This is a genomic window from Nibribacter ruber, from assembly GCF_009913235.1.
Lineage (GTDB): Bacteria > Bacteroidota > Bacteroidia > Cytophagales > Hymenobacteraceae > Nibribacter > Nibribacter ruber.
In genome coordinates this window covers 2,909,855-2,932,773 of sequence record NZ_CP047897.1, presented here as the reverse complement: position 1 = coordinate 2,932,773, position 22,919 = coordinate 2,909,855, and the positions used below count along the sequence as shown (strand labels likewise).

General features: G+C 50.4%; 17 protein-coding genes. 3 read left to right on the top strand and 14 right to left on the bottom strand.

The window, feature by feature from the left end; all coding sequences use genetic code 11:
• Nucleotides 1–19: 19 nt before the first annotated feature.
• From GU926_RS12325 to GU926_RS12300, 6 genes are all read right to left on the bottom strand, one after another.
• Nucleotides 20–1,378, bottom strand: a complete 1,359-nt coding sequence (locus GU926_RS12325; protein WP_160692293.1) for a serine hydrolase domain-containing protein — start codon at nt 1,376–1,378, stop codon at nt 20–22.
• Between the two features lie 144 nt (nt 1,379–1,522).
• Entirely contained in the window at nt 1,523–2,215 is a 693-nt protein-coding gene (locus tag GU926_RS12320) for an ABC transporter ATP-binding protein (RefSeq protein ID WP_160692291.1), read from the bottom strand.
• Between the two features lie 108 nt (nt 2,216–2,323).
• Complete coding sequence (locus tag GU926_RS12315; RefSeq protein ID WP_160692289.1) at nt 2,324–3,811, bottom strand: DUF5687 family protein; 1,488 nt, start codon at nt 3,809–3,811, stop codon at nt 2,324–2,326.
• A gap of 127 nt (nt 3,812–3,938) precedes the next feature.
• The gene (locus GU926_RS12310; protein ID WP_160692287.1) at nt 3,939–4,574 is read right to left on the bottom strand and encodes a hypothetical protein; all 636 of its coding nucleotides are present in this window, start codon (nt 4,572–4,574) and stop codon (nt 3,939–3,941) included.
• A complete protein-coding gene (locus GU926_RS12305; protein WP_232058316.1) occupies nt 4,561–5,001 on the bottom strand; it encodes an RNA polymerase sigma factor in 441 nt (146 codons plus the stop codon). Before GU926_RS12305 ends, GU926_RS12310 begins: the two co-directional genes overlap by 14 nt.
• A 1,090-nt stretch (nt 5,002–6,091) precedes the next feature.
• Nucleotides 6,092–7,516 (bottom strand): Glu/Leu/Phe/Val family dehydrogenase, encoded by a 1,425-nt coding sequence (locus tag GU926_RS12300; RefSeq protein ID WP_160692283.1) that lies wholly within the window; start codon nt 7,514–7,516, stop codon nt 6,092–6,094.
• A gap of 345 nt (nt 7,517–7,861) precedes the next feature.
• Here GU926_RS12300 and GU926_RS12295 point away from each other — a divergent pair, with 345 nt between their 5' ends.
• Entirely contained in the window at nt 7,862–9,244 is a 1,383-nt protein-coding gene (locus GU926_RS12295) for a M28 family peptidase (RefSeq protein WP_198001411.1), read from the top strand.
• Between the two features lie 598 nt (nt 9,245–9,842).
• Complete coding sequence (locus GU926_RS12290; RefSeq protein WP_160692281.1) at nt 9,843–12,164, top strand: patatin-like phospholipase family protein; 2,322 nt, start codon at nt 9,843–9,845, stop codon at nt 12,162–12,164.
• A 396-nt stretch (nt 12,165–12,560) separates the two neighbouring features.
• Here GU926_RS12290 and GU926_RS12285 read toward each other — a convergent pair whose 3' ends face one another.
• The 7 genes from GU926_RS12285 to GU926_RS18525 form a co-directional block, all read right to left on the bottom strand.
• Nucleotides 12,561–13,289, bottom strand: coding sequence for a head GIN domain-containing protein (locus GU926_RS12285; RefSeq protein ID WP_160692279.1), 729 nt, complete (start codon nt 13,287–13,289; stop codon nt 12,561–12,563).
• A 317-nt stretch (nt 13,290–13,606) separates the two neighbouring features.
• Nucleotides 13,607–14,089: a fasciclin domain-containing protein gene (locus GU926_RS12280; protein ID WP_160692277.1), complete on the bottom strand. Its 483-nt coding sequence runs from the start codon at nt 14,087–14,089 to the stop codon at nt 13,607–13,609.
• 120 nt (nt 14,090–14,209) lie between these two features.
• The gene (locus tag GU926_RS12275; RefSeq protein WP_232058315.1) at nt 14,210–14,836 is read right to left on the bottom strand and encodes a rhomboid family intramembrane serine protease; all 627 of its coding nucleotides are present in this window, start codon (nt 14,834–14,836) and stop codon (nt 14,210–14,212) included.
• 73 nt (nt 14,837–14,909) lie between these two features.
• Nucleotides 14,910–15,617, bottom strand: a complete 708-nt coding sequence (locus GU926_RS12270) for a hypothetical protein (protein WP_160692275.1) — start codon at nt 15,615–15,617, stop codon at nt 14,910–14,912.
• A 286-nt stretch (nt 15,618–15,903) separates the two neighbouring features.
• Nucleotides 15,904–16,866, bottom strand: coding sequence for a polyprenyl synthetase family protein (locus tag GU926_RS12265; RefSeq protein WP_160692273.1), 963 nt, complete (start codon nt 16,864–16,866; stop codon nt 15,904–15,906).
• A gap of 180 nt (nt 16,867–17,046) precedes the next feature.
• Nucleotides 17,047–19,386: a ribonuclease R gene (gene rnr, locus GU926_RS12260; protein ID WP_160692271.1), complete on the bottom strand. Its 2,340-nt coding sequence runs from the start codon at nt 19,384–19,386 to the stop codon at nt 17,047–17,049.
• A gap of 237 nt (nt 19,387–19,623) precedes the next feature.
• On the bottom strand, nt 19,624–21,390 hold the full coding sequence (locus tag GU926_RS18525; protein ID WP_160692269.1) for an ABC transporter ATP-binding protein: 1,767 nt from the start codon (nt 21,388–21,390) through the stop codon (nt 19,624–19,626).
• Between the two features lie 191 nt (nt 21,391–21,581).
• On the opposite strand from GU926_RS18525, the gene GU926_RS12250 reads away from it, so the two are divergent.
• The gene (locus tag GU926_RS12250) at nt 21,582–22,190 is read left to right on the top strand and encodes a hypothetical protein (protein WP_160692267.1); all 609 of its coding nucleotides are present in this window, start codon (nt 21,582–21,584) and stop codon (nt 22,188–22,190) included.
• Between the two features lie 93 nt (nt 22,191–22,283).
• Here the strand turns inward: GU926_RS12250 and GU926_RS12245 are convergent, their stop codons facing one another.
• Complete coding sequence (locus GU926_RS12245) at nt 22,284–22,883, bottom strand: lipoprotein signal peptidase (RefSeq protein WP_160692265.1); 600 nt, start codon at nt 22,881–22,883, stop codon at nt 22,284–22,286.
• Nucleotides 22,884–22,919 lie beyond the last annotated feature (36 nt).

Here is a 22,919-nt window from a genome sequence, read left to right as displayed (position 1 = left end):
GTAGCCAGTATTTACTTTCCTACTCTTTGGTGAAGTGGTATTTGCCAGCCCCCTGCGTCAAGGTAAACTGGTCAAAGACTCCTGCCTCATTGGCCTTAAACTCAATCTCAATCTGGGCCGGCTCAAACACAAAGTTCTGCGACGATCTAGGCTCCAGGGCAAAGGCAGACTGTCCCTGTGCCTGTGACATAAGCAATTCTCCCTCTTTGCGCATGGTAATCTTTAAAGGAAACTGCTGAGAGACAAACGTGCCCTCGTATTTGGTCAGGTCCAGATTCAGGTTCTTGGGCGCCGCATAAGTGGGTACTTTGTACGGCTTGTTAAACGCTATGCTCAGAATCCCTACATGGGCATCGCTCGGGTTGATGTTGAGGCCATTGAAGGTAGTTGCCATGGTCAGTTTCTGCTCTGGAAAGTAGCTAATCATGGAGTTGAACCCGTCAATAATGCCGCCATGCCCGTAAGAAACCTGGTTGTCAAACTTTAGGGTGACCAATCCCAGACCATAACCGTCCTTGATCGTTTTCATTTGCTCCAAGGAAGCCATGGAAATAAGCTTGCCGGCAAACAACCCATTAATGAACACGGCCAAGTCTTTGGTAGTGGAAACAATAGCCCCTGCCCCGTGCGGAATGCTCATGTCTGTCTCTGGCGCTAGACTCCACTGGTTGTTGATAAATTTGAAAGAAGCCGCCTCCTTTTTGGTTCTGTCAATCTTTCCGCCGTAATACGTATCTTTCAACTTAAGCTTATCCACAATCTTTTCTTGTAGAACCTGCGCATACGGCTTCTTGGTAACGCGTTCTACAATATACCCTAGCAGCACGTAGTTGGTGTTGCTGTAGTCATACTTGGCTCCTGGTTCGGCAATGGGTTTCAGCGAGGCCATGATGGCCAGCATGTCTGCCTGGGTTTTGGGTTGCGTCATGTACAAACCATAGGTGGGCACAGAGGTAAAGCTCATCAGGCCGCTGTGCTGGTTTAGCAGATGCTCAACGGTGATGGCAGATGCGTTTTCAAATTCCGGAAAAAAAGTAGAAAGCGGAGTGTTCAAGGCCAATTTTTTCTCTTCTATCAACTGCAGGATAAGCGTGGCTGTAAAAGTCTTGGAAATGGAACCGATCCTGTAGCGCGTAGCCGTGGTGGCCTTTTCCTTTGCATTGCCGTCTACCATAGCGTAGCCAATGGAACGGTTATACACAGGTTTGCCCTCTTGGTAAATGGCCACTGCGCCCATGAGCTTGTCCTTACTTTCAAGAACCGAGAGCAGGCTATCCATTTTCTGTTTGTTGAAGGGCTGCTTCTTTTGAGCCACACCCGCAAAGGGGAAGGATAGCAACAGGAAAGCCACTACCATTTTCTTAAATCTCTTAGTCAAAGTCTTCTGGGTTATAGGTAAACAGAAAGGCGTTTTTGGGCTAATTCCTGTAAATCAGCCCAAAAACGCCTTTCCTTCTAATAGTTTTTGTTTCTACATCTAGGCATCCGCTTGGCCATGAGCCAACCAATCACCTGTGGATAACTATACTGTGAAATAGCTTTCCAGCTGCTGCAGGGTAGTTTCATTGGTCTTCATGTCTTCCACCACTTTGCCTTTTTCTAGCAGCACAATGCGGTCGCAGACTTCAATCACGTGGCTTAGGTCGTGGCTGGAGATGAGCATGGTGATGCCTTGGCGCTTAAGGTCTTTCAAAAGGTTCTTGAGGCGTATCTGTGAGCTAGGGTCCAGGTTAGCGAAGGGCTCATCCAGAATCAGCAGCTCTGGGTCTGACATGACGGCGGCAGCCACGCCTACCTTCTTCTGGTTTCCTTTGGAGAAGTCTCTGATATATTTGCGCTGCGCCAGAATCTCCCCATTGAAAAAATCCTGGAACCGCTCCAGAAACGCCTGCACATCGCCGGGAGTGAGACCGTTGAGCTTACCAATGAAGTTAAAGTACTCCTCTGGCGTGAGGTAGTCAATCAAAAAGCCTTCGTCCAGGTGAGAGCCGGTGTACTGTTTCCAGTCTTCAGAGGAGCGCACATTGGTGTCTTTGCTCAGGACCTCGCCGCCAGACGGGCGTATCAAGTCCAGGATCATCCGGAAGAAGGTGGTCTTGCCAGCGCCGTTGTTGCCTACCAGGCCAATGGTTTCGCCTTTGTTGATGGCCAGTGCCGGAATATCTACCACGGTCACGCCATTGTATCTTTTCTGAAGGTTGCGTACTTCTATCATATCTTTATATTTTAAACACAAGCGCCAAGTCCTTATGCAGTAAATTACTTATTTTCAGTTTATTATACTTTAATCTGCTTTAAACAGCTACAAGTTATCCACAGAGGGTTAGGCTTGTCTGAAACCGGCGGCAATCTCATACTTCTGGGCGTTAAAGCGCTTTACCACCAAGCCCAGCAATTGCTTATGGAAGATGAAGCCTAAGATACCCAAGACGCCCAAGGCAGCTACGCCCCAGTAAGGCTGACCCAAAAGATTGAAGGGCAGGTAAATTAGGATAGGCCCTAGCAGAATTGGCAACATCAGGATAAACTGTGAGGCACCTACCCCTTGCCAGTTGAATGAGGCACTCTTGCTCAGGTCAATGCGTTTCTTGTTGAACGTACTCATAAAAAGCACCACAAATGTGTTAATGCCAATATTGTATAGGAAGCAGGCCGTATTTATCAACATGATCTTACCACCTACTTCTGGTAACAGGCCATAAAGCAAGGTAACCAGATAAGCCACAACGCTAGCCGGAACAAACAGCCAGTACTTAGCGAGGAAGAAGGTATAAGGGCTAAGACGCTTGGTAAGCAAGGCGTCAAAGTGGGCGCTTTGCCAGCCCGGTACAAACTGCCCGTAGCTCATCATCATAAAACCCGTCATGAAAATACCCGGGAAGATCATCATCGCAAAACCATCTGTGTACACCTTGTTCATGTAGAAGACAAAGCCGTACGCCAGAAAGAAGATGGACATGATCACCACAGACCTGGGCCGCTTGTGCCGTTGAATCAGGCGCAGTTCCAGACCAATCAAGGTACCCAGTTCACCAAACCGCTGCAGAAAGCCAATCTCTGCGCTGTCCCCCACCTTAGAGGCCTTGTTCACTCGCATCTCTTCTGGATAGGTATGCGAAATCAAGAAATTGAAGTTTAGAACATACACCGCCACCAACAGCACTAGCGGCACCAACACCCAAACTGGTTGCGTACCTAGGGCATTGAAGAAATAGCGAGAAGCGGTGCTAAGCGAAATAAGATTGAAATAGTCTGCCACGGCCAGGCCGATCACCGCCGCCAGAAATCCAAACGTCACCAAGGGTTTTTCCACCAACTGGCGCTTCACGTACATGGTGATAAAGTTATTCACCAGTGTGAGCAGGAACACGCCCAGCACCCACATACAGGTACCGGTGGTGCCATACACCGCCGGCAGCGTCTTTACCGCGAAGGGAATGAACAGGAACAGCGGCAGGAAGTTGAAGAGGCTGGTAACAGACTTCCAGAGAACGAAGTTGACCAGCTTAGATTTGCCCACCGGCAGGTGCAGGTACGGCTGTATGCCCAGCACGGGCAGTTCCTGCATGAAGAAGCGCAGAGCCAGGTCAATCATGAAATAAAACAAGAGACCGCCATTGATCATGGCCAGCGTCTCTTTGCCCGGAAACATGTAATTGAGGATCTTGTCCAGGAAGAAACCCAGCATCACCACATACAGGAGCATGAGGAGCATGAAGAAGCCCAGCACCAAGTTTACCGCCAGGTTTTTCTGCCAGACAGAAGACCGGGTGGTTTCTTTCCATTGGTGTGAAAGAAGAAGTGAAAGCATAAGCAGGTGGTTAGTTTGGTATGAGAGCGTTTAGGATATTAGTCCTTTAACTTACCAAAATATTACAAGCCTTGCCTAAATTCTTTCCTTAAAGATAGAAATTACCCTATATACGCTGAAGGTAGCCTTATGCAGCCATCTCCAGGCTCTCCAATTCATGCAGGGCGCCCTTCAGGTTGGTTAAATGATTCCCGAACATCTGGCGGATGTACCAGCGCAGGAAGAAATACCCAAACACCCCGCCAATCACAAAACCAATGAGGAGGCGCAGCGATAACTGCTCCCAGGGAAGGTGCGAGATGTTGATGCCCTCACCCAGTTTCAAGTAAATCAATTGTCCGGCCGCCAGCCCTATAGGCGCAAACAGCACGTTGCTCCAGAAGTACAGCTTGGTCAGGCCGGTAAGCATCTCGGTGAGATTACTCAGCGTGCCCCGCAGGTTCTCAGTGGTCACGTTCAAACGACGCAGGTACTGCAAACGGCCCCAGAAATAGCCCAGAAACGGCAGGCAGATGACCACAATCACCATGCATAGGATCTTAAACGCCGGGTCATCCTGGACCATGACCACGTTCACGCCAAAGTAAAGGACCGTAAACAATAGCATGCCCAACTCAAAGTAAATGTTCCTTTTGAGCTTGGTCACCGCGTTTTCCGTTCTGGTTTTCAGCAGGCCGCTGATCTGGTCTTCCGTTACCCGGTGGACCGCCGCGGCCTGGGCAGCATAGTGTTGCCAGGCGTCTTTGAGGCTATCTAATTTCATCGTACACAGGGGTTAGCAGTTTCTCCAGCTTGGCTTTGATGCGGTTTAGTTTCACGCCCACGTTGCTTTTGGTGATACCTATGATCTCGGCGATCTCCTCATACGTGCGGTCTTCTAAATACAACATGACAATGGCTTTTTCCACCTGAGACAACTGGTCAATAGCGGTGTAGAGATACTTGATTTTTAATTCGTATTCAGCGGAGGTGTCTGGGGCAGAAGGTATCTGCAGGTCCAGGTCAGAGAGCGAGCCGTGGTGCGGCCTTCGGCTTTCCTTCCTGAAGCTAGAGACAGCCGTGTTCAAGGCCACGCGGTACATCCAGGTGCTTACCTTAGATTCGTGTTTAAACGAGGGATAGGACCGCCAGAGTTGCAGCACTATCTCCTGGAACAGATCCTTGCGTTCCTCTGGGTCACGGCAATACATGCTACAGACCTTATGAATTAAAGCCTGATCCTGGGCAATGAGCCTAACAAATTCTTCGCGAAGCGCCGGATTCTCCACCGTTCCTTTTCTGGTTTCCCCTATAAGTAGCCGAACACTCTGGTAAATTACAGTTTCTCCCAGATATATATGTGAAAGTAATAGCCAAGCCAGCCCAGCAGGTTTACTGACACATCTCGTTTTTGGCCTGTTTTCTGAGAAAGGAGCTAAAAACGAAGGTTTTGATTAAAAGTGACAGAGGAAGTAGTTGCACGTCGCGGCTTGTCTTTATGCACATTTCAGTTACCACCTCGGTCCCTCTCAAATTAGGAGGGGAGCTTTTCGTCTAAAGGTGTCAACACCCCCCTTCGCCCCCCTCAAGGGGGGAATCCGCACTTGGTAAAGGATGCACCGGTTCCCCACCGGAAGAGGTGGGAGGCTGATGCCTCAGGGCAGTCTCAGACTGCCCGCCACAGTGGGTCCAAGTCATAAACTTGAACCAGACGCGGGAAAGCAGATAGAAAAGCCGTGCGCAGCACGCATGACTCTGCAACAACAGCCAAAGCCATCACCTGCAACCAGCTAGAAGACCCTGCAGCCACAGCAGGATTGGAACCAAAACCAGTCCTGGTCCTGAGCGCCTCTGGTGTTTGTGCGCCGCGGCCAGCGGCGGCAGGGACAGAGTCCCACAAACAACAGCAGTGCGAAGGGACGGGACGGGGCCCCGCGGCCGTGAGCGCTTACCAGACACAATGAAACAAGAAAGGTAGTGCGCACCGGCAGAGGCGGCACTGCCAGGGAAAGGCCAACGGGAAGTGCACCAACCAAAAAGAGAAGGTCACAGAGCAGCCAATTGCATACACTGAACCAGTGTCCAGATAGTCACGGAAGTAAATACGTGCCATAAAGGACTATAGAAGGCCATCGTAGCAAAAGGAAAGGCGCCCACTATCCTTATCTCTTCATTAACCCTTTATAAACCAATCCAACACAAAAACTCTCCACTTATCCACATAAAGAAGCCTCAGCAGGCACACCTGCTGAGGCTTTTCCGTTTTTGGGCAGTTTCCTGAAAAACAAGCCAAAAACGTCCTTACGGAAAAATACCCAGTGACTGGTAACTCACGCCTATCTTCTCAATGGCGCTGTAGAAGGCGGCGGTGCGGAGGTCGGTGATGTTGGCGTTCTGGTGCATGACTTCGCGTATTTCATGGTAGGCGGTGATCATGGTGTCCTCCAGGCCAGAATAAACTAAGTCACGCTCATCGGCGCCGTGGATGATGAGTTCTTTTTCTTCGGCGGAAAGGCTTTTACCGGTGTTTTTCTCAATGGTTGTCACCAGGCGCCGCAGGCTGGCTTCCTCGGCGCGTTTGCCCATGCGCCCGAAGCGCACGTTAGACAGGTTCTTGAGCCACTCAAAGTAAGACACCGTCACGCCGCCGGCATTTAGGTACAAGTCTGGCAGAATCACCACACCTCTACCGTGCAGAATGCGCTCAGCTTCCTGGGTAACCGGGCCGTTGGCACCTTCGGCAATGATTTTGGCCTGGATGCGCTCAGCGTTGTCCTGGTGAATGACGTTCTCCAGGGCCGCTGGCAAGAGCACGTCGCACTCATGTTCCAGAAGCTGGCTGGAGTCTTCTAAGAAAACGCATCCATGGAAACCTTTAATGGTGCCGTTCTTCTGCCTGAACTGGAAGACTTCATCTACATCTAGCCCGTCTGGGTTGAAGATGCCGCCTTCGCGCTCGGCAATACCCGTGATGACAGCGCCGGCCCGTTGGCAGAAAATAGCCGCGTGGTAGCCCACGTTGCCCAATCCCTGCACAATGATGCGTTTACCTTCAATGCCCGCAGAAAGGCCCAGCGGTTTGAGCAGGTCTGCATCATGCAAGGCTTCGCGCAGCCCGAAGAAAACACCCATGCCGGTGGCCTCGGTCCGGCCCCTGATTCCGCCCTGGCCCACAGGCTTGCCGGTTACGCAGCCCAGGGCGTTGGTCTCACCGTATTTGAAGGTATGGTAGGTATCGGCTATCCAGGCCATTTCACGGGCACCGGTCCCATAGTCTGGGGCGGGCACGTCCATGGCCGGGCCAATCAAGTTTTTCTTGATGAGTTCACTGGCAAACCGGCGGGTCACTTTCTCCAGCAGCTCCACCGAAGAAGTTCTGGGGTTTATCTTTACGCCGCCCTTGGCCCCGCCAAACGGCACGTCTACCACGGCGCACTTAAAGGTCATGAGCGTGGCCAGGGCCACTACTTCATCCTCGTCTACGTGCATGCTGTACCGGATGCCGCCCTTGGTGGGCAGCTTATGATGGCTGTGCTGCGCCCTGATTCCCTCAAAAACCTGTATCTGCCCGTCTATTTCCACCGGAAACTTCACTTTGTACACACTGTTGCATGTCCTTATCTGTTCTAAGATACCGGGGTTGAGCTTGGAGTGCTGGGCCGCCTGGTCATAGTAGTAGTGGACACTGTCTAAGAATTCCCGTCCGGGTGAAATAGTAGTGCTCATAGTTTTCAAGGTTGGTGACCTAGGTAGAACGTACTTAGTTGTAGGAGCGTTGCTTGACCTCAAAATGTTCCACGGAGAACATCAGAAGAGATATTAGATGCTAAACACTAGAGGCCAGACTTTACTCTGAGACCGGGTGTCGTTTTTGTCTTATTTCCTGGAAAAGAGGCGAAAAACGACCGAAGCAGGAGGCATGGCATTTTGCAAAGATTGAGTTTCTGCAGAATAATCCAGAAATTACCAGGCTGAACTATGTGAGCGTTGAAAGGCGGCAACGTCCCGTTAAGTTAGTAACTCCGTAGGTACAGCTTTAAAAACCCATACCACACTACTACACAAACAACCATGTTTAAATTTTCCACGATTGCCTTGGCGGGCGCTTCGGCGCTGGGGGTGCTGTTGAGCGCTCCTGCTGCCCGGGCCCAAACCATTGTCAAGGCAGACCCTGTCATCAAAAAAATGACCGAGGAAGTCTCTGCCCAGGAGCTGGAGCGCCTGGTGCGCGGCCTGGTCAGCTTTGAGACCCGCCACTCGCTTAGCACGGTCAAAGACAAAAAGAAAGGCATTGGCGCCGCCCGTAACTGGGCAGAGGCCGAGCTCCAGAAAGCCGCCGCCACCTCTGGAGGACGCATGACTGTCACCCAGGACAAATACGTGGTCAAGGCAGACGGACGCCGCGTAAAGGAAGACACGGAGTTTGCCAACGTCATGGCCACCCTCAAAGGCACCGACCCCAACGATGACCGCGTGTTCATTGTGAGCGGCCACATAGACTCCCGCAACACAGACGTGATGGACGTGAAAGGCAAGGCGCCCGGTGCCAATGATGACGGCTCCGGGACCTCGGCGGTGATTGAGCTGGCCCGCGTCATGGCCAAACAACCTTTTCCGGCCACCATCATCTTTGTGTGCGTGCAGGGCGAAGAACAAGGCCTTATTGGTGCCCGCCACTTAGCCGAGCGCGCCAAGAAGGAGAACTGGAACCTGGTGGCCATGCTCAACAATGACATGATCGGGAACTCGTTCTCAGATGAAACCGGCCTCAAAGACAATACCCGCGTGCGTATTTTCTCTGAAGGCGTTCCGGCCTTTGAAACCCCAGAGATGACGGCCATGCGCAAAAGCACCGGCGGCGAGAACGACAGCCGCAGCCGCCAACTGGCCCGCTACATGAAAGAGATGACCAACCGTTACGTGCCGCAGCTAGACGTAGTGCTCAACTACCGCACAGACCGTTTTCTGCGCGGCGGCGACCATACCCCCTTCAGCCAATTGGGCTTCACGGCCATACGGGTCTGTGAGATGAACGAGAACTACCAGTACCAGCACCAGAACGTGCGCACAGAAAACGGCATTGCCTACGGCGATTTCCCTGAACACGTGGACTACGAGTACATGCGCAAAAACACCGCCATGAACCTGGCCACCCTGGCTAACCTGGCCCTGGCGCCTTATTCTCCAGAGAACGTGGGCGTGGTGACCAGCAACCTCACCAACAAGACCGAACTGAAATGGGAAGCCCCTGCCAAAGGTGAGCGACCCGCCGGGTATTACATTCTCATGCGGGAGACGTCTTCTCCCATGTGGGAAAAGAAAATCTACCTAGACGGCGGCACCACCACTACCACGCTCCTGCCCTACTCCAAAGACAACTATTTCTTTGCCGTGCAGGCCGTTGACGCAGAGGGCCATGAAAGTCTCCCCGTCATGCCGAAGCCTATCAGATAACCTCACCAAAAAGCCCCTTTCTGCAGAAAGGGGCTTTTTTTATAACCGTTTTTGGCCTGTTTCCTGGAAAAGGAGCTAAAAACGATGTCTCTTCCTAAGCCCTCCCCAACAGAAAGCCTTTTCTTCTTTTAACCGGCGCACGTCTTCAGACGGGTGGCTTAAGAATGCCGGGTATCTCCAGGCTACCCTCACGGGCACCGCGAAACCACCGCGTTCATTCTTCATCTGAGTTTTCTAAAAGAGTTATCATCCCGGGGCTTCATAGGGGAACTGATTACGTGGATTGCTGTAGAAAAAACGGCACTGCCTTGCCTCACGCGCATTGCTCAACTATTTCGTTTTTAGCCTAATTTCCAGAAAACAGGCCAAAAACAACTTATCGTGTTCATATCAGGCTGTTTGTTTTAAGGCCCATGCCGTATAGACAGGGTTGGTGGCAATGAGAGGTGTAACCTTTACCAAAATATGTTGGTTTATGAATATACACTTTGCTGGCAACAACTCCTTGCGTCTTTGGTTATTGGCCCGGCGGGTTGTTTGCCTTCACCGCAGAATTTTCTTTTCTAAAACCTCGCTCCTACGCTATAGAAACATATTTATGCATCGTTCTTATTACTTTTCTTGCCTGTTGCTTCTCCTGTGGCTGGGGGCGGGACTACAAAATAGTTCTGCCCAGAAAGTTGGGCTGGTTTTAAGCGGAGGCGGTGCAAAGGGACTGGCTCACGTGGGCGTTCTAAAGGTGCTGGAGAAAAACCGGATTCCCATTGACTACATTGTGGGCACCAGCATGGGCGCGGTGGTAGGTTCACTGTACTCGGCGGGCTATTCTCCGCAGGACATTGAAGACCTCATGCTCTCCCCAGAGTTCCAGTACTGGGTGTCTGGAAGACAGCTGGAGGACCATGCGTTCAACTTTTTCAGCCTGGACCCTTCTCCGGCGGCGCTGAGGCTACCCATCACGTTCAAGTCCAGCATACAAGTACGGCCAGTGGCCGGCGGGCTCATCAATGACGTGAACCTCAACTATGCCTTGGCCACTACGCTGGCGGCCGGCGGAGCCATCTCTAATTATGACTTTGATAACCTGTTTGTGCCATTCAGGGCCTTAGCGGCAGAGATTTTCACAAGGCAGCAGATTGTGCAACGCAAGGGATCTCTGGCCGATGCGGTGCGCAACTCCATGGCAGTGCCCCTGGCGTTCAGGCCCATCCGGCAGCCAGACGGCCGCTACTTCTTTGACGGCGGTCTTTTCAATAACTTTCCCACAGACGTGATGCGCTCAGAGTTTAAGCCAGACGTGATCATAGGCGTGAACGTGGGAGACGTCTCTTATAAAAAATACCCCAAGGAGAAAGACGATGAGTTGCTGGGCAGTTCGCTCATATTCCTGAGTTTTGACGTGGCAGATACCTTGGCCGTGGGCAAAAACGGCATTTTCATTCAACCAGACCTGGAAGGCTATGGCACCACTGACTTTGACAAGGTAAAGGAACTCATTGAATTGGGGAGCCAGGCCGCCCAAGCCAAAGTAGACCTCATGCAGCAGCGCATTGCCCGGAAGGCAGACACGGTACAATTGGTTAAACGAAGAGCCCAATTCCAGCAGAAGGCCCCGCCTGTTAAGTTTGACCGCGTGCGGGTGCAGGGCCTCAAAGAAAACCAGAACGAATACGTGCGCAAGTTCTTCCGGCGGAAGGGAGACCATTACACCATTGAGGAGATTCAGGAAGGCTACTACCGCCTGGCGGCCAATGAATTCTTCAGGGGCATTTACCCGCGCATTCAGTTTGACCCTGCCGCCAACGGCTATGTATTGAGCATAGACGCCCAGCAGAGCAACAAGGCCACCGCTGAAGTGGGGGCCCTTTTCAGCACCCGCCCTGTGGATAACCTGTTCGTTGGACTGGAGTACCGGGTACTCACCAAGTTGCTTTACACGGTAGGCATTAATGCCAATTTGGGTAGGTTTTACACAGCGGGTCAGTTTGGATTTAGGGTGAACGTACCCTCCAGGCTGCCTTTTTATCTAGAGCCTTCTGTGATGTACAGCAGCCTGAACTACCAGAACACCAACTCCATCTTTGACCGGGAGGCTGCCAGCACGCAAGTACGCCAGCGCGATTTCAAAGTAGGCATGCAGGTGGGTTTGAGCCATAACTTTAGGGGTAGGTTTGTGGTAGACGGCGCCTATTTTGCCAATGAAGATGAATACGCCAACATTGAAGACGTTTCTTCTGATGACAAGCTAGACGAAACGGATTTGACCGGCCTCACCACCGCCTTCCGGTTTGAGCGCAATTCCCTCAACAGAAAAATGTACTCCACCAAAGGCCACCGCGCCGTGCTGGGACTGCGCCTGGTGCAAGCCACTGAACTCTATCGGCCAGGTTCTACCTCTCTCATGACAGACACTCATGAAGATAACCACAAGTGGGCGCAGTTCTCTGCCATCTATGAAGGTTTTTATGAGGCAAAGAACGGCAAAAGCAGTTGGGGCTACTTCGCCGAAGGCATGATCAGCACCCAGGGCAACTTTTCCAACTATCGTTCTTCGTTGACTAGCGCGCCCTCGTTTCTACCCCTCCCAGACTCCCGTACGCTGTTTCTGGACAATTACCGCGCCACCCGCTACGGCGCTTTGGGTTTGCGCTTCTCCAGGAACTTCCTCACTAAATTTGAGTGGCGCACCGAGGCCTTTACCCACGTTATCCACAGTCCCTGGAAAGAAGGCCCAGAGCAAATGGCCATCAGGAAACCGGGGTTCAGCAGGCCGTACCTGACCGCCAGTACCGGCGTTATCCTACAACTACCCATTGGGCCGGCGGCGCTTCATGTCATCCATTATGACAACAAGGCGCACAGATGGTCAGTGTTTGGGCATGTGGGCTTGTTGTTGTACAGAGCCAGGTCTTTGCAATAAGTAAGAACTCATGTAAGGCAATGCATCGTTTTTGGCCTTATTTCTGGAAAACAGCCCAAAAACGCCAGTCTGTTTCTTTCTGACGCTATGGCTGTGGCTCTCATTCAACTCCAGGGTAATCTTCATTACTATAGGTTGATATTTTAAATTGAGGAAATAAGTCTTAGATAGACTCATGAGGATAGATGAGTCTAATTTTCTTACTAATTGCTTGAGTAAGCTTTGCTAGACGCTGAAAAGGAATAATTTGCTCACGTTAGTTGAACGAGTAGCTGCAGTTATCCACAGAGATGTTGTAAAAGAAAACGCCCATCCGTCAGAGGCTGAACCTGAGCAGATGGGCGCAAGGCCTAGGCGATTTTGGGCTGTTTTCCAGAAATCAGGCCGAAAATAGGATTAGCCACGGCGTTTCACAGAACCAGATCCGCTGACGCGGCTGTCTACGCTGGGAGAACCGCTGTAGTACACCCGGCCGCTGCCGCTGATGATAGACTTGAGGGTAGCCTTCGCGTTGATTTCACAAGAGCCCGAACCAGAAATGCTCACGCTGGCCGTCTCCGTTTCAAAGTCATAGCCTTTCAATGAACCAGACCCGCTGATGGAAGCGGAAGTGCTTTTGCCTTCGCCTTTTAGGTGAATGGTGCCTGAGCCAGAAATCTTGCTGGTGAGTTTATCCACATCTGTAGACATGGTAATGGAGCCCGAGCCGCTCACCGCCAAACTCATAGAAGCGCCTTTAAATGTGTCCTGGGCCACCAACTTGCCAGAGCCGCTTACAGAAACCGCCTCTAGCGTGGGCGTGGTCACGTATACTCTCACTGGCTTTGAGTCATTTGAACCCCAGCTAATCCAGTTGTCAGAGTCTTTGCGCTTGATGAGCAGTTTACCGTCTTTTACCTCGGTGATCAGTTCTTTCAGGTCTTTGGCGTCTCCTTCAACTTTCACGCTGTGGGTGCTTCCCTTGCGTACTTCTACATGAGCCGGAAAAGCGAGGCCTATCATGGTAAAAGCCCCAATGGACCTGTCTTCCTGATCAAGAAGCGCAGTGGCGGAAAAAGTAAAAGAGGCAAGCGCGCTGGCTACTATCAGCAATAAAAGGGCAGTGAGTAAAGAATGTCTTTTCATAGTCTTAGGGTAAGGTTCATGCTAAAGATGTAGCCGGCAGGCAAAGGGTTGCTTGCTTCCTGTAATTAATTTACAATTTCTCTTTAGGCCCACCTCTACACCAAACGTACTTCCGCTCCCAGGGGCCTGACTTTTCTACCATCTCATCTGATAGAACTGCATTCTATCTAGTTGGAGGGCCCATGTTACGCGCAATGACAAAGGATGGCTAACCAACCGTTTTTAGGCTATTTTTGAGGAAAGAGGCCAAAAACAGTAAGAGCGGCCCTGGGGGAATGGCCGCTCTTACATGTGTTGACAACAGGAAGCTGAGTAGATTATAACAGAGAAACTGGGGCATGCAAAACACCCTTCAGTTGGTGCCAGACGCCGTTGGAAAACGCCTGGTCACCTGAGGTGATTCTTATTCCGTCAATGAGAATGGCGTCTTTCTTCTTGAGAATCCGTAAGGTGCCTCCGCCCATTGTTTTCAAGGTAGCCCCGTCCCGCATATCTTTCATCAAGACTACTCCAGGCACAATATGCTGGGAAAGGATGCTTTTGAGATCGTCGGGAGATTGGGTTTGAAGCTTGGTCAGGCCTTCTTCAGAGGGCACGAAGAAGGTGTACGCACCCGCACTGGATAAAGTGGGCATGAGCCCGGCTTTGGTAACCAGTTCCACCAATAACCCCTGATGGCTGCTGAGCACGCCTTCGGCTAATGTAGGTAAGGGCGCCTTGGTCACTACAGCGGTGCTGGCCGTCGCGACCTGTGCCTCGCTAGCACCCGGTAGCGCTACCAGAATGCAAAGCAGAAACATCGCCTTTAAAATACCCAATTTACCTGCCACGCCCATCTTCTTCTTTCTGTCTGTATATGTACTATATACGCAGACTCATAAGAATAAGATTAGCCGTTCATTACAAGAAAAGTACAAATACTATTCAAGAATCAACTCTAGAAATCTTGGGAAGTATTCTGGCACCAGTCCAATGGTGAACACCACGCCAAACAAGGCACCATAAAAGTGGGCGCTGTGGTTAATACCGTCTCCGGCACGTCTGGCCTGATAATACGAGTATATCAAGTACAAGGCCCCAAAAATATAGCCCTTGATATGAAATGGAATAGGGAAAATGATGAGTTCAGACTGCGGATTAAAGTAAATGCTGGAGAAGATGATGGCCGCCACCCCACCCGATGCTCCCAGGGAGTAATACCCTCTGTCGTTCCTATGCTTAAAATACGTAGGCAGATCTGACAAGATGATGGCACCTAAATACAGGACCAAGTACAGCACAATGCCCATGGTGGGCCCGAAAATGGCCATAAAGTACTGCTCCACCACCCTCCCGAACATATAGAACGAGAACATATTGAAGAACAAGTGGCCAAAGTCTGCGTGCAGAAACCCTGACGTCAACAACCGCCACCATTCATTGTGCTGCGCCACGCTCTGCGGATGATGCACCCAGTTCTCCATGAGGTTCTGGTTGCGCCAGGCATACATAGAAATGGCCACGGTGATAATGATAAGAAGTATGGTGATGCTAATGGGGAAAGGCATGGTTGGTGAGTATTGTTAGATGTTAAGAGACATGAGCGCATCATATTGCTCTGGGCATTTACAGCGCAAATCCCTACTTATTAAATTTAAGCTTTGCAGCAGCAAGATATGAGGACAGATTTCTATAGACCTGTGTCTCACTATCAACTTCTAACTCACATTTTCTGGTAGTGATGTCTTTGTCCTCATCATCTGTCATTTTATAAGTACTGTCTATCAGAGTAAAGGAAGGCGAATATAAATGAATGGCCTTTTCTCTGGTTATACCATCTGGGTATTCATCATTTGGACAATATGTGTTAAAGGCGCTCACTTGCTTTTCAAAGGCAAAGGTTGTGCCCTCAGCGGTGAAGTAATGACTGAACATCATATCCCAATCGCCACTCTCGCTATAAGGCATCTCTGATATTCTAATGATACGGCCTTGGTCGTCCATGAAAAAGTTGAAGGTTGTCTCTACCTCCTCAGGCCACTTGTTATTTACTACTTGGGTAAGTTCTCCGGTTTCAGGGTGCTTAACCCAGACTTGAAATTTCTTTCTCCTGGAGGTAAGCAGGGTATCCTTAAGTTCAACCTCAAAAAGTGAATCAATTATGGCCTTTTGTTGACGTAATGCCTGCTGCATTCCTGAAGTAGGACGTAATTTCTCCTTCCTTCCTGAAATAACTGGAGGCTTTTCCACTACTGAAGCTTCTAAGGGCTCTTGCTTAACAGATTCACGGTTAGGGGTGCAAGCAAGAGACAAGAAAGCAAGTGATGCTACCAGTAGTTTTCTATGCATAACAGATGACCTTGTATTTAAATGGATGTCTTCAAATGATAAACTATCTGCTAAGAAAGCTACCTACTTAGATTGTTGGTGATACCACCAACGATAGCGAAAGATACTATTTTGACTTTCTTAAGCTGGAAAAGGCAACTACTGTGAAGGGCAAGCACAAAGGATTACCTCTATCTGAAAATGCAGAAGAATTGTCTTGCTCTCGTTTTTGGCCTATTTCCTGTAAAACAGCTCAAAACGGTAATTCAATTTTCACATCTTCACATTTTCAAACCTTCACATCTGTTTAACTATCGCGCTCAATCAATTGAATGGCCAGCGTTCTGAGCAAATCCTTTTTATTATTCAAGGCATTTACTTCCTGCAGGTGCTGTAGGGCTCTCTGGAAATAATGATTGACCTGGCCCTGGGTGATGTCCTGAATGTTCAAGCGGTCATAAATGGCTTTCACGGCTTCTACTTTATCCACATCCATTTTGCCTTGCCAGCTTAGCAATTCCTTCTGTTCCGTAGCCGAGGCGCGTTCTAAAGCGGTTAACAGCAGATAGGTTTTCTTATCAGAGACAATGTCTCCACCTACGCGCTTGCCAAACTTGGCCTGCTCGCCATAAACGTCCAGCAAATCATCTCGCAATTGAAACGCCAAGCCCATATTGATCCCGAACTCCTTTAAATGTTTGGCGTCCTCAGGATCTGCGTTGTTTAAAAGCGCACCTAGTTCTAAGCAGAAGCCTAGCAAAACGGCCGTCTTCAATTTAATCATCTCCAGGTACTCGTCAATAGTTACGTCTTGGCGGGTTTCAAAGAGCATGTCCAGTTGCTGGCCTTCGCAGACTTGAGCGGCGCACGTACTAAACAGTTGCAAGGCGGTTGGCAGTTTGGTGGGTTCAATGCCTAAGAAGTATTCATAGGCGCGTACCAGCATTACGTCGCCAGAAAGAATGGCGACGTTGGTGTTCCATTTCTCATGCACTGTGGCCTGTCCTCTTCTTATGGGTGCTTGGTCCATGATATCATCATGCATGAGCGTGAAGTTGTGGAAAACCTCTACCCCAATGGCTGGCATCACCGCTTTTTCTACGTCATCCTCAAACAGATACGCGCCCAATAACGTGAGCAACGGACGGATGCGTTTGCCGCCCAAAGCCATAATATACTGGATGGGCTCATACAACTCCTTCGGTTTATCACCATACTGGAGCGTGGAAAGGGTTTGGTTGATTCTCTCGGAGAATTGGGAGATATCCACAGTGGTATTGATTAATTGTGTTGTCAAAAAAGTAGCTGAAAGGAGTGCTATTCACTGTCTAAAGTCAAAGCTACAGTAAAATAAGGAAAGAGGTTGTTTTGTTTAAGCTAACAAGAAAAAAGCGTTTTTAGCCTCTTTCCTGGAAAAGAAGCCAAAAACGCTTTTACCGTTTAGAGTTGCTTATTTCTTAACCGTGTCTATCAACTCCAGGTCAATGGTACGGTCCAGAATGTTGGCGGCCTTCACCTCTACAATCACCTCATCCCCGAAGGAAATCATGCGCTTGTTGCTACGGCCAATGATGCGGTAGTTAGCCGAGTCAAGTTCGTAGAAGTCGTCCTGCAGGTCTGCCAGACGAATCATGCCTTCGCACTTGTTCTCTTCTATCTCCACATACATGCCCCACTCGGTCAAGCCAGAGACAATTCCTTTGAACTGCTCACCAATGAAGTTGTTGATAAACTCCACCTGCTTGAACTTGATAGAGGCCCGTTCTGCGTCTGCGGCGCGTTTCTCCATGTCTGAAGAATGCAAGCAACGCTCTTCAAACTCTTCCACATCTGCACTGTCCTGTCCATGGGTATACCGGTCAATGAGGCGGTGCGCCATCATGTCTGGGTACCTTCTGATAGGCGACGTAAAGTGCGAGTAGTGCGCAAATGCCAGCCCAAAGTGCCCTTCTGGCTCTGTGGAATACTTGGCCTTCGCCATCGTTCTGATGGCCAGGCTCTGAAGCACGTTCTGCTCAGGCTTGCCTTCGGTTTGGTCTGCCAGGCTGTTCAACTCCTTAGAGATGTCACGGCCTTCGGCTAGATTCAAATTATAGCCAAACTTGCGCGCAAACATGGAGAAGTTCAAGAGTTTCTCTGGGTCTGGCGCGCCGTGAGTACGGTACACCATGGTCAGTTTGTTCTTGCCCTTTTTGATGTGGTACACATGCTCAGCTACATACTTGTTGGCCAATAGCATGAATTCCTCAATCAGTTTGTGCGCGTCCTTGCGTTCCTTGATGTACAAAGACAAAGGCTTGCCGTTCTCATCCAGTTTGAACTTCACCTCAATGGTTTCAAAGTTCACAGCACCGTTTTTAAAGCGCTTGTCCTTGAATTTCTTGGCGAGTTCGTTCAGCTTCAGAATCTCGTCTTTGTAGTCGCCTTCACCGGTTTCAATCACCTCTTGGGCGTCTTCATAAGCAAAACGACGGTCTGAGTGGATGATGGTGCGTCCAATCCAATAGTCATGGATTTTGGCGTTGTCATCCATCTCAAACACCACAGAGAACGTGAGTTTGTCTTCATTGGGTCTTAGCGAGCAAAGGCCATTAGACAAACGCTCTGGCAACATAGGGATGGTACGGTCTACCAGGTACACAGACGTGGCTCTTCGGTAGGCTTCCTTCTCTAGTTTGGTGTTGGGCTGAACATAGTGCGTTACATCTGCAATGTGCACGCCAATCTCCCAGTTACCGTTCTCCAGTTGACGCATGCTCAAGGCATCATCAAAGTCCTTGGCGTCTGCGGGGTCAATGGTAAAGGTGGTCACGTCCCTAAAGTCACGGCGCTTGGCAATTTCCTCCTTGGTGATTCCCTCAGGGATGGCATCCGCTTCTTTTTCCACGCTCTCCGGGAATTCAAACGGAAGTCCGAATTCGGCCATAATCGCGTGAATCTCGGCGTTGTGTTCACCGGCCGGACCGAATACCCTGATGATTTCACCCGTCGGGCTTTTTTTAGGGTCTTCTGGCCACTCAGTTACTTTCACCAATACCTTGTCGCCGTCTTTAGCGTCTGCCAGGTTGCGCTCGCCCACAAACACGTCAAAGTACATGCGTTTCTGGTCTGGCACCAAGAAGCCGAAGCCCTTGCCCATTTGCAGACGGCCCACCACTTCTTCGCGCTCGCGCTTGAGTACTTCCACCACTTCACCTTCTGGACGGTCACTCGGCTTGCGACCGCGTCTTACGGCTACGCGCACGGTGTCACCGGTCATGGCAAACATGAGCTTGTCTGTAGGGACGCGCACGTCCTGCTCAGAATCCTCGCAGATGACATAAGCAAAACGTCCGTTGGCCAAGTCTACCTTGCCAATAAGCGTCTCACTGCCACGTCCGCTGAAACGGGTAGACGTAGTGCGTCTTTCACCGCGGTCACCGGCATCTTCGCGTTTAGGACTGCGTGTGCGCTCGCCTTTAAAGTCTGGGTTGAAGACATAGGCGTCGTTCTGCAAATGCACCAACTCTCCGGTTTTGCGCAATTGTTTAAGGATGCCGAACACCTCTTCGCGGCCGCGCTGATCATTGATGCCTAGGCGGCGGTGCAGTTGGCGATAGGTGAATACTTTCTCTGGGTTCTGGCTGAAGATGTTAATCAACACGCCCGCCGAAATCTGGCCCACGTTTGGTCCGCCTTTCTTTCCAGAACCTCTTTTATCTTTTGAGGCCGAGCCTCTGCTGTTTCTTGATCTTTCGGACCGTGGGGCAGATTCCCCTTTTTCGTTACGGTCTCTTCTTTTTCTTTCCATTCTAAAAATTACAATTTGTGTCTGGCAGGAACACGACTTTTATGATCTCTGCCATTGCCGGCCGTACTTCTACTGCCAGTGATACTCGGGCAAAATTGATGTTGGTTGCTGCCAGAAGTATGGTTGATGAGTCGTTTTTGGCTTAATTCCTGCAAAAGAGGCCAAAAACGGAAGCGGGAGAACGCTTTGCAAATATATCTATTCATCTATACTTGCTTTCAGCGCTTTTCGTTTCTCTCAGGGTGTTAAAAAATCATGAACACTTGCACCGGGTACAGACTGCAGGAGCGTTTTGGTGTAGCCATGCTGTGGGTTTTCAAAAATCTGCTCTGCCGTGCCTTGCTCAACTATCTTGCCCTGGTGCATGACAAAGATACGGTCGGCCATAAACCTAGCCACGGCCAGGTCATGGGTAATGAACAGATACGTCATGTTAAATTCCTGCTTGAGCTGGTTGAGCAGGTTCAAGACCTGGGCCTGCACAGATGCGTCCAGAGAGGAGACGGCTTCGTCACAGACGATACAAGAAGGCTGCAGGGCCAGGGCGCGGGCTATGTTGATACGCTGTAGTTGCCCGCCTGACAATTGATGTGGATAACGATGAAAATGTTCTGGCCGGAGGTTCACTTTCTGAAGCAATACTTCTACGTGCTGTTTCCGTTCCCGGCCGCTCTTTAACACGCCATGTGCCTGCATAGGTTCCATGATGGCTTCCCCTATCCTGGTATAGGGATTCAGGGCCGCCAGGGGATCCTGAAAGATGATCTGGAACTCTTTTCTACGTTTTCTCAACTCTGCCGCTGAAAGGTTTTTCCACGTCTCGCCGTTGAGTAAGATGGTACCCGCCGTAGGCTCCAACAGACGTAGCAAGGCCCTGCCCAAGGTGGTTTTTCCACAGCCCGACTCTCCCACCAAAGCCACCGTTTCTCCGGGGTGAATCTCAAAGGAAACACCGTCCACGGCTTTTACCACGTCTCTGGGCCTGCCAAAGAAATTGCGCCCCAGCGGCAAATGCACCCGCAAGTCTTTTACTTGAATAAGCGGAGGCTGACTTTGGCTCACTGGTTGGAGAAGTTCTTCCCTATTCACTTTGACTTGTTTATCCTTGCCTAGAATCTCTGGTACTTGCTCTGCTGCTGACTCTGATAAAAGAAAATCGGCTACGGTGGGCAGGATGGCGCTTTTAGTGTGCAAAGAAGGTCTACAGGCCAGCAATCCTTTGGTGTATGGGTGCTGCGGGTGCTGGAGAACCTCCTTCACGGTTCCTTCTTCCACTACCTTCCCTTGGTAGAGCACTGCCACCCTATCAGCAATCTCAGCCACCACGCCCAAATCATGAGTAACGAAGAGCATAGCCATTTGGCGCTGCTGGCAGAGGGTGCGCAACAAGTCCAGAATGGCTGACTGCACCGTCACATCCAGTGCGGTGGTGGGTTCATCTGCCATCAGGACAGACGGGTTACACGCCAAGGCCATGGCAATCATGACCCTCTGCTTCTGCCCGCCAGACAATTCATGTGGATAAGCCTGGTACTTCTGTTCTGGATTGGGCAGCTGCACCAAGGCTAAAAGTTCTATGGCTTGCTGTCTGGCCGCTGTTTTGGATAGGTTAAAGTGAATCTGCAGGGCCTCGGCAACCTGTTTTCCACAGCGCATGACCGGATTGAGCGCCGACATAGGCTCTTGAAACACCATGGAAATCTCACGCCCCCGTATCTTCTGCATTTCTTTGGCAGGCAGCTGTAGTAAATCTACCTCACCAAGCTGCCTAGACTGAAAGATGGCCTTGCCTGCCACCACTTGGGCCGGCGAACTGGGTAGCAATTGTAACAGGGCCAAGGAGGTAGCCGTCTTGCCAGAGCCGGTCTCTCCTACCAGTGCCAGTACTTCGCCCTTCTGCAGCGTGAGGTGCACGCCTTCTACAACCCTGACAGGCGCCTCTTTGCCCCCGCAAAAGTTTATCTGCAGGCCAGAAACGCTTAGAAGAGGAACAGGATTTACCAAAGTTGAGGGGCAGAAGGGAAAAATTTTAACATTGATTGAGGCAGCAAGCTACTGGTTCTTAGGTCAGCAGTAGGTATTCTTTAAAAATTCAGGGATTCCTATACAACTAAATTAGATAAACCTAAGTATGCCACAATACCCCAAGTTGACCATTCTCCCCCGCTTAATAAGCTTACTACAGAAAAACTTTTATGAAACACATCCACTACCTAACCTCACTATGCCTAAAAACAGCCTTTGTGGCCGTTTTGTGCGGCGCCCTCTCCTTTTCTGCCTCAGCGCAGCACGTCTACAAAAATTCATTCCGGACGGGTGTAGCTTTTGCCTACATTGTAGAGGGAGACAATAGCGGGGCCTTGTTCTCTAACCAGTACAGCCGTGAGCTGACGGATAGATTAAACATGACGGTGTCTGGTGAATATCTGAGCTCGTCCAGGTATGACCAGGGCAAGAAAATCTTCACCTCCAGAAAAGCCTTTGTCATGTTTGATGCCTCCATGTACTTTGATTTGCTGGAGAACGACCGCTTTACCATCAAGATTGGTGCAGGCCCGGCCGTACGCAGACGCTCAGAGGTAGACCTGGCCAAAGGAGCACTAGGTGACAATACCACACCGGGTCAGACCTCAGACGAACAGTTCATCCATAACCGACAGAAGGACTTCGGGGGAAAGATTGCCCTGGAGAACGACTTCTTCAGTGACAACCGCCTGTTCTTCGGCTGGCGCGCCACTGGTTATTTGTACAACAAAGGCACGTCTATCTTTTCTGTGGGCCTGAACATGGGTTACTCTTTCTAGACTCCAGTCACGTAACTTAAACGAAGAGGCGTTTTTGGCCTGTTTCCCGGGAAACAGGCCAAAAACGCCTCTTCGTTTTACAGGATTCTGGTTTTACGCCTGTACCTGCGGAGCCGGTGTCTGATTCAGGAATCTGTTCTGATTGAGTACAATGATTAACACGCCTACAAAGATGGCCGCATCTGCTATATTGAAGATAGGCCACAAAGACATGGGCGTTCCGCCGATGATGGGAATCCAGTGCGGCAAAATACCCTCCCAGATGTCCAGGTAGAACATGTCAATCACCTGGCCATGCAGCCAGGGCGTCACCACGCCATACGGGGCGTTGTCAAACCACACACCGTAGAAGGTACTGTCAATTAAGTTGCCAATGGCCCCGCCTAAAATGGCGGCTACGCACCATACCAAGCCTTGGTGCGCTCTGGTTTTTACCAAGTAATACACCAAGTACCCAATGCCCACCATGGCCACCATTCTGAAGGAAGTCAAAATCAACTTACCATAGTCAGAGCCGATCTCCACGCCAAAGGCCATGCCTGGATTGAGCGTGTAGTGCAGCTTGAACCAATCGCCGAAAACCGGAATTTCGCCGGGCAGACCCATCTGCATCTTATAATGGACCAGCATCTTCACGGCCTGGTCAATGGCAATCACCAGCAAGGTGAGCAGGTAGTATTTTGTGTACTTCATGAGAGAAGGTTAACCTTCGTTTTTGGCCTGTTTTCT

What these genes read in the sequence shown, in the direction of transcription:
- GU926_RS12320 (WP_160692291.1), bottom strand. Translation starts at nt 2,215, where the DNA reads ATGATAGAAGTACGCAACCTTCAGAAAAGATACAATGGCGTGACCGTG.
- GU926_RS12315 (WP_160692289.1), bottom strand. Translation starts at nt 3,811, where the DNA reads ATGCTTTCACTTCTTCTTTCACACCAATGGAAAGAAACCACCCGGTCT.
- GU926_RS12310 (WP_160692287.1), bottom strand. Translation starts at nt 4,574, where the DNA reads ATGAAATTAGATAGCCTCAAAGACGCCTGGCAACACTATGCTGCCCAG.
- GU926_RS12305 (WP_232058316.1), bottom strand. Translation starts at nt 5,001, where the DNA reads ATGTATTGCCGTGACCCAGAGGAACGCAAGGATCTGTTCCAGGAGATA.
- GU926_RS12300 (WP_160692283.1), bottom strand. Translation starts at nt 7,516, where the DNA reads ATGAGCACTACTATTTCACCCGGACGGGAATTCTTAGACAGTGTCCAC.
- GU926_RS12295 (WP_198001411.1), top strand. Translation starts at nt 7,862, where the DNA reads ATGTTTAAATTTTCCACGATTGCCTTGGCGGGCGCTTCGGCGCTGGGG.
- GU926_RS12290 (WP_160692281.1), top strand. Translation starts at nt 9,843, where the DNA reads ATGCATCGTTCTTATTACTTTTCTTGCCTGTTGCTTCTCCTGTGGCTG.
- GU926_RS12285 (WP_160692279.1), bottom strand. Translation starts at nt 13,289, where the DNA reads ATGAAAAGACATTCTTTACTCACTGCCCTTTTATTGCTGATAGTAGCC.
- GU926_RS12280 (WP_160692277.1), bottom strand. Translation starts at nt 14,089, where the DNA reads ATGTTTCTGCTTTGCATTCTGGTAGCGCTACCGGGTGCTAGCGAGGCA.
- GU926_RS12275 (WP_232058315.1), bottom strand. Translation starts at nt 14,836, where the DNA reads ATGCCTTTCCCCATTAGCATCACCATACTTCTTATCATTATCACCGTG.
- GU926_RS12270 (WP_160692275.1), bottom strand. Translation starts at nt 15,617, where the DNA reads ATGCATAGAAAACTACTGGTAGCATCACTTGCTTTCTTGTCTCTTGCT.
- rnr (WP_160692271.1), bottom strand. Translation starts at nt 19,386, where the DNA reads ATGGAAAGAAAAAGAAGAGACCGTAACGAAAAAGGGGAATCTGCCCCA.
- GU926_RS12250 (WP_160692267.1), top strand. Translation starts at nt 21,582, where the DNA reads ATGAAACACATCCACTACCTAACCTCACTATGCCTAAAAACAGCCTTT.
- GU926_RS12245 (WP_160692265.1), bottom strand. Translation starts at nt 22,883, where the DNA reads ATGAAGTACACAAAATACTACCTGCTCACCTTGCTGGTGATTGCCATT.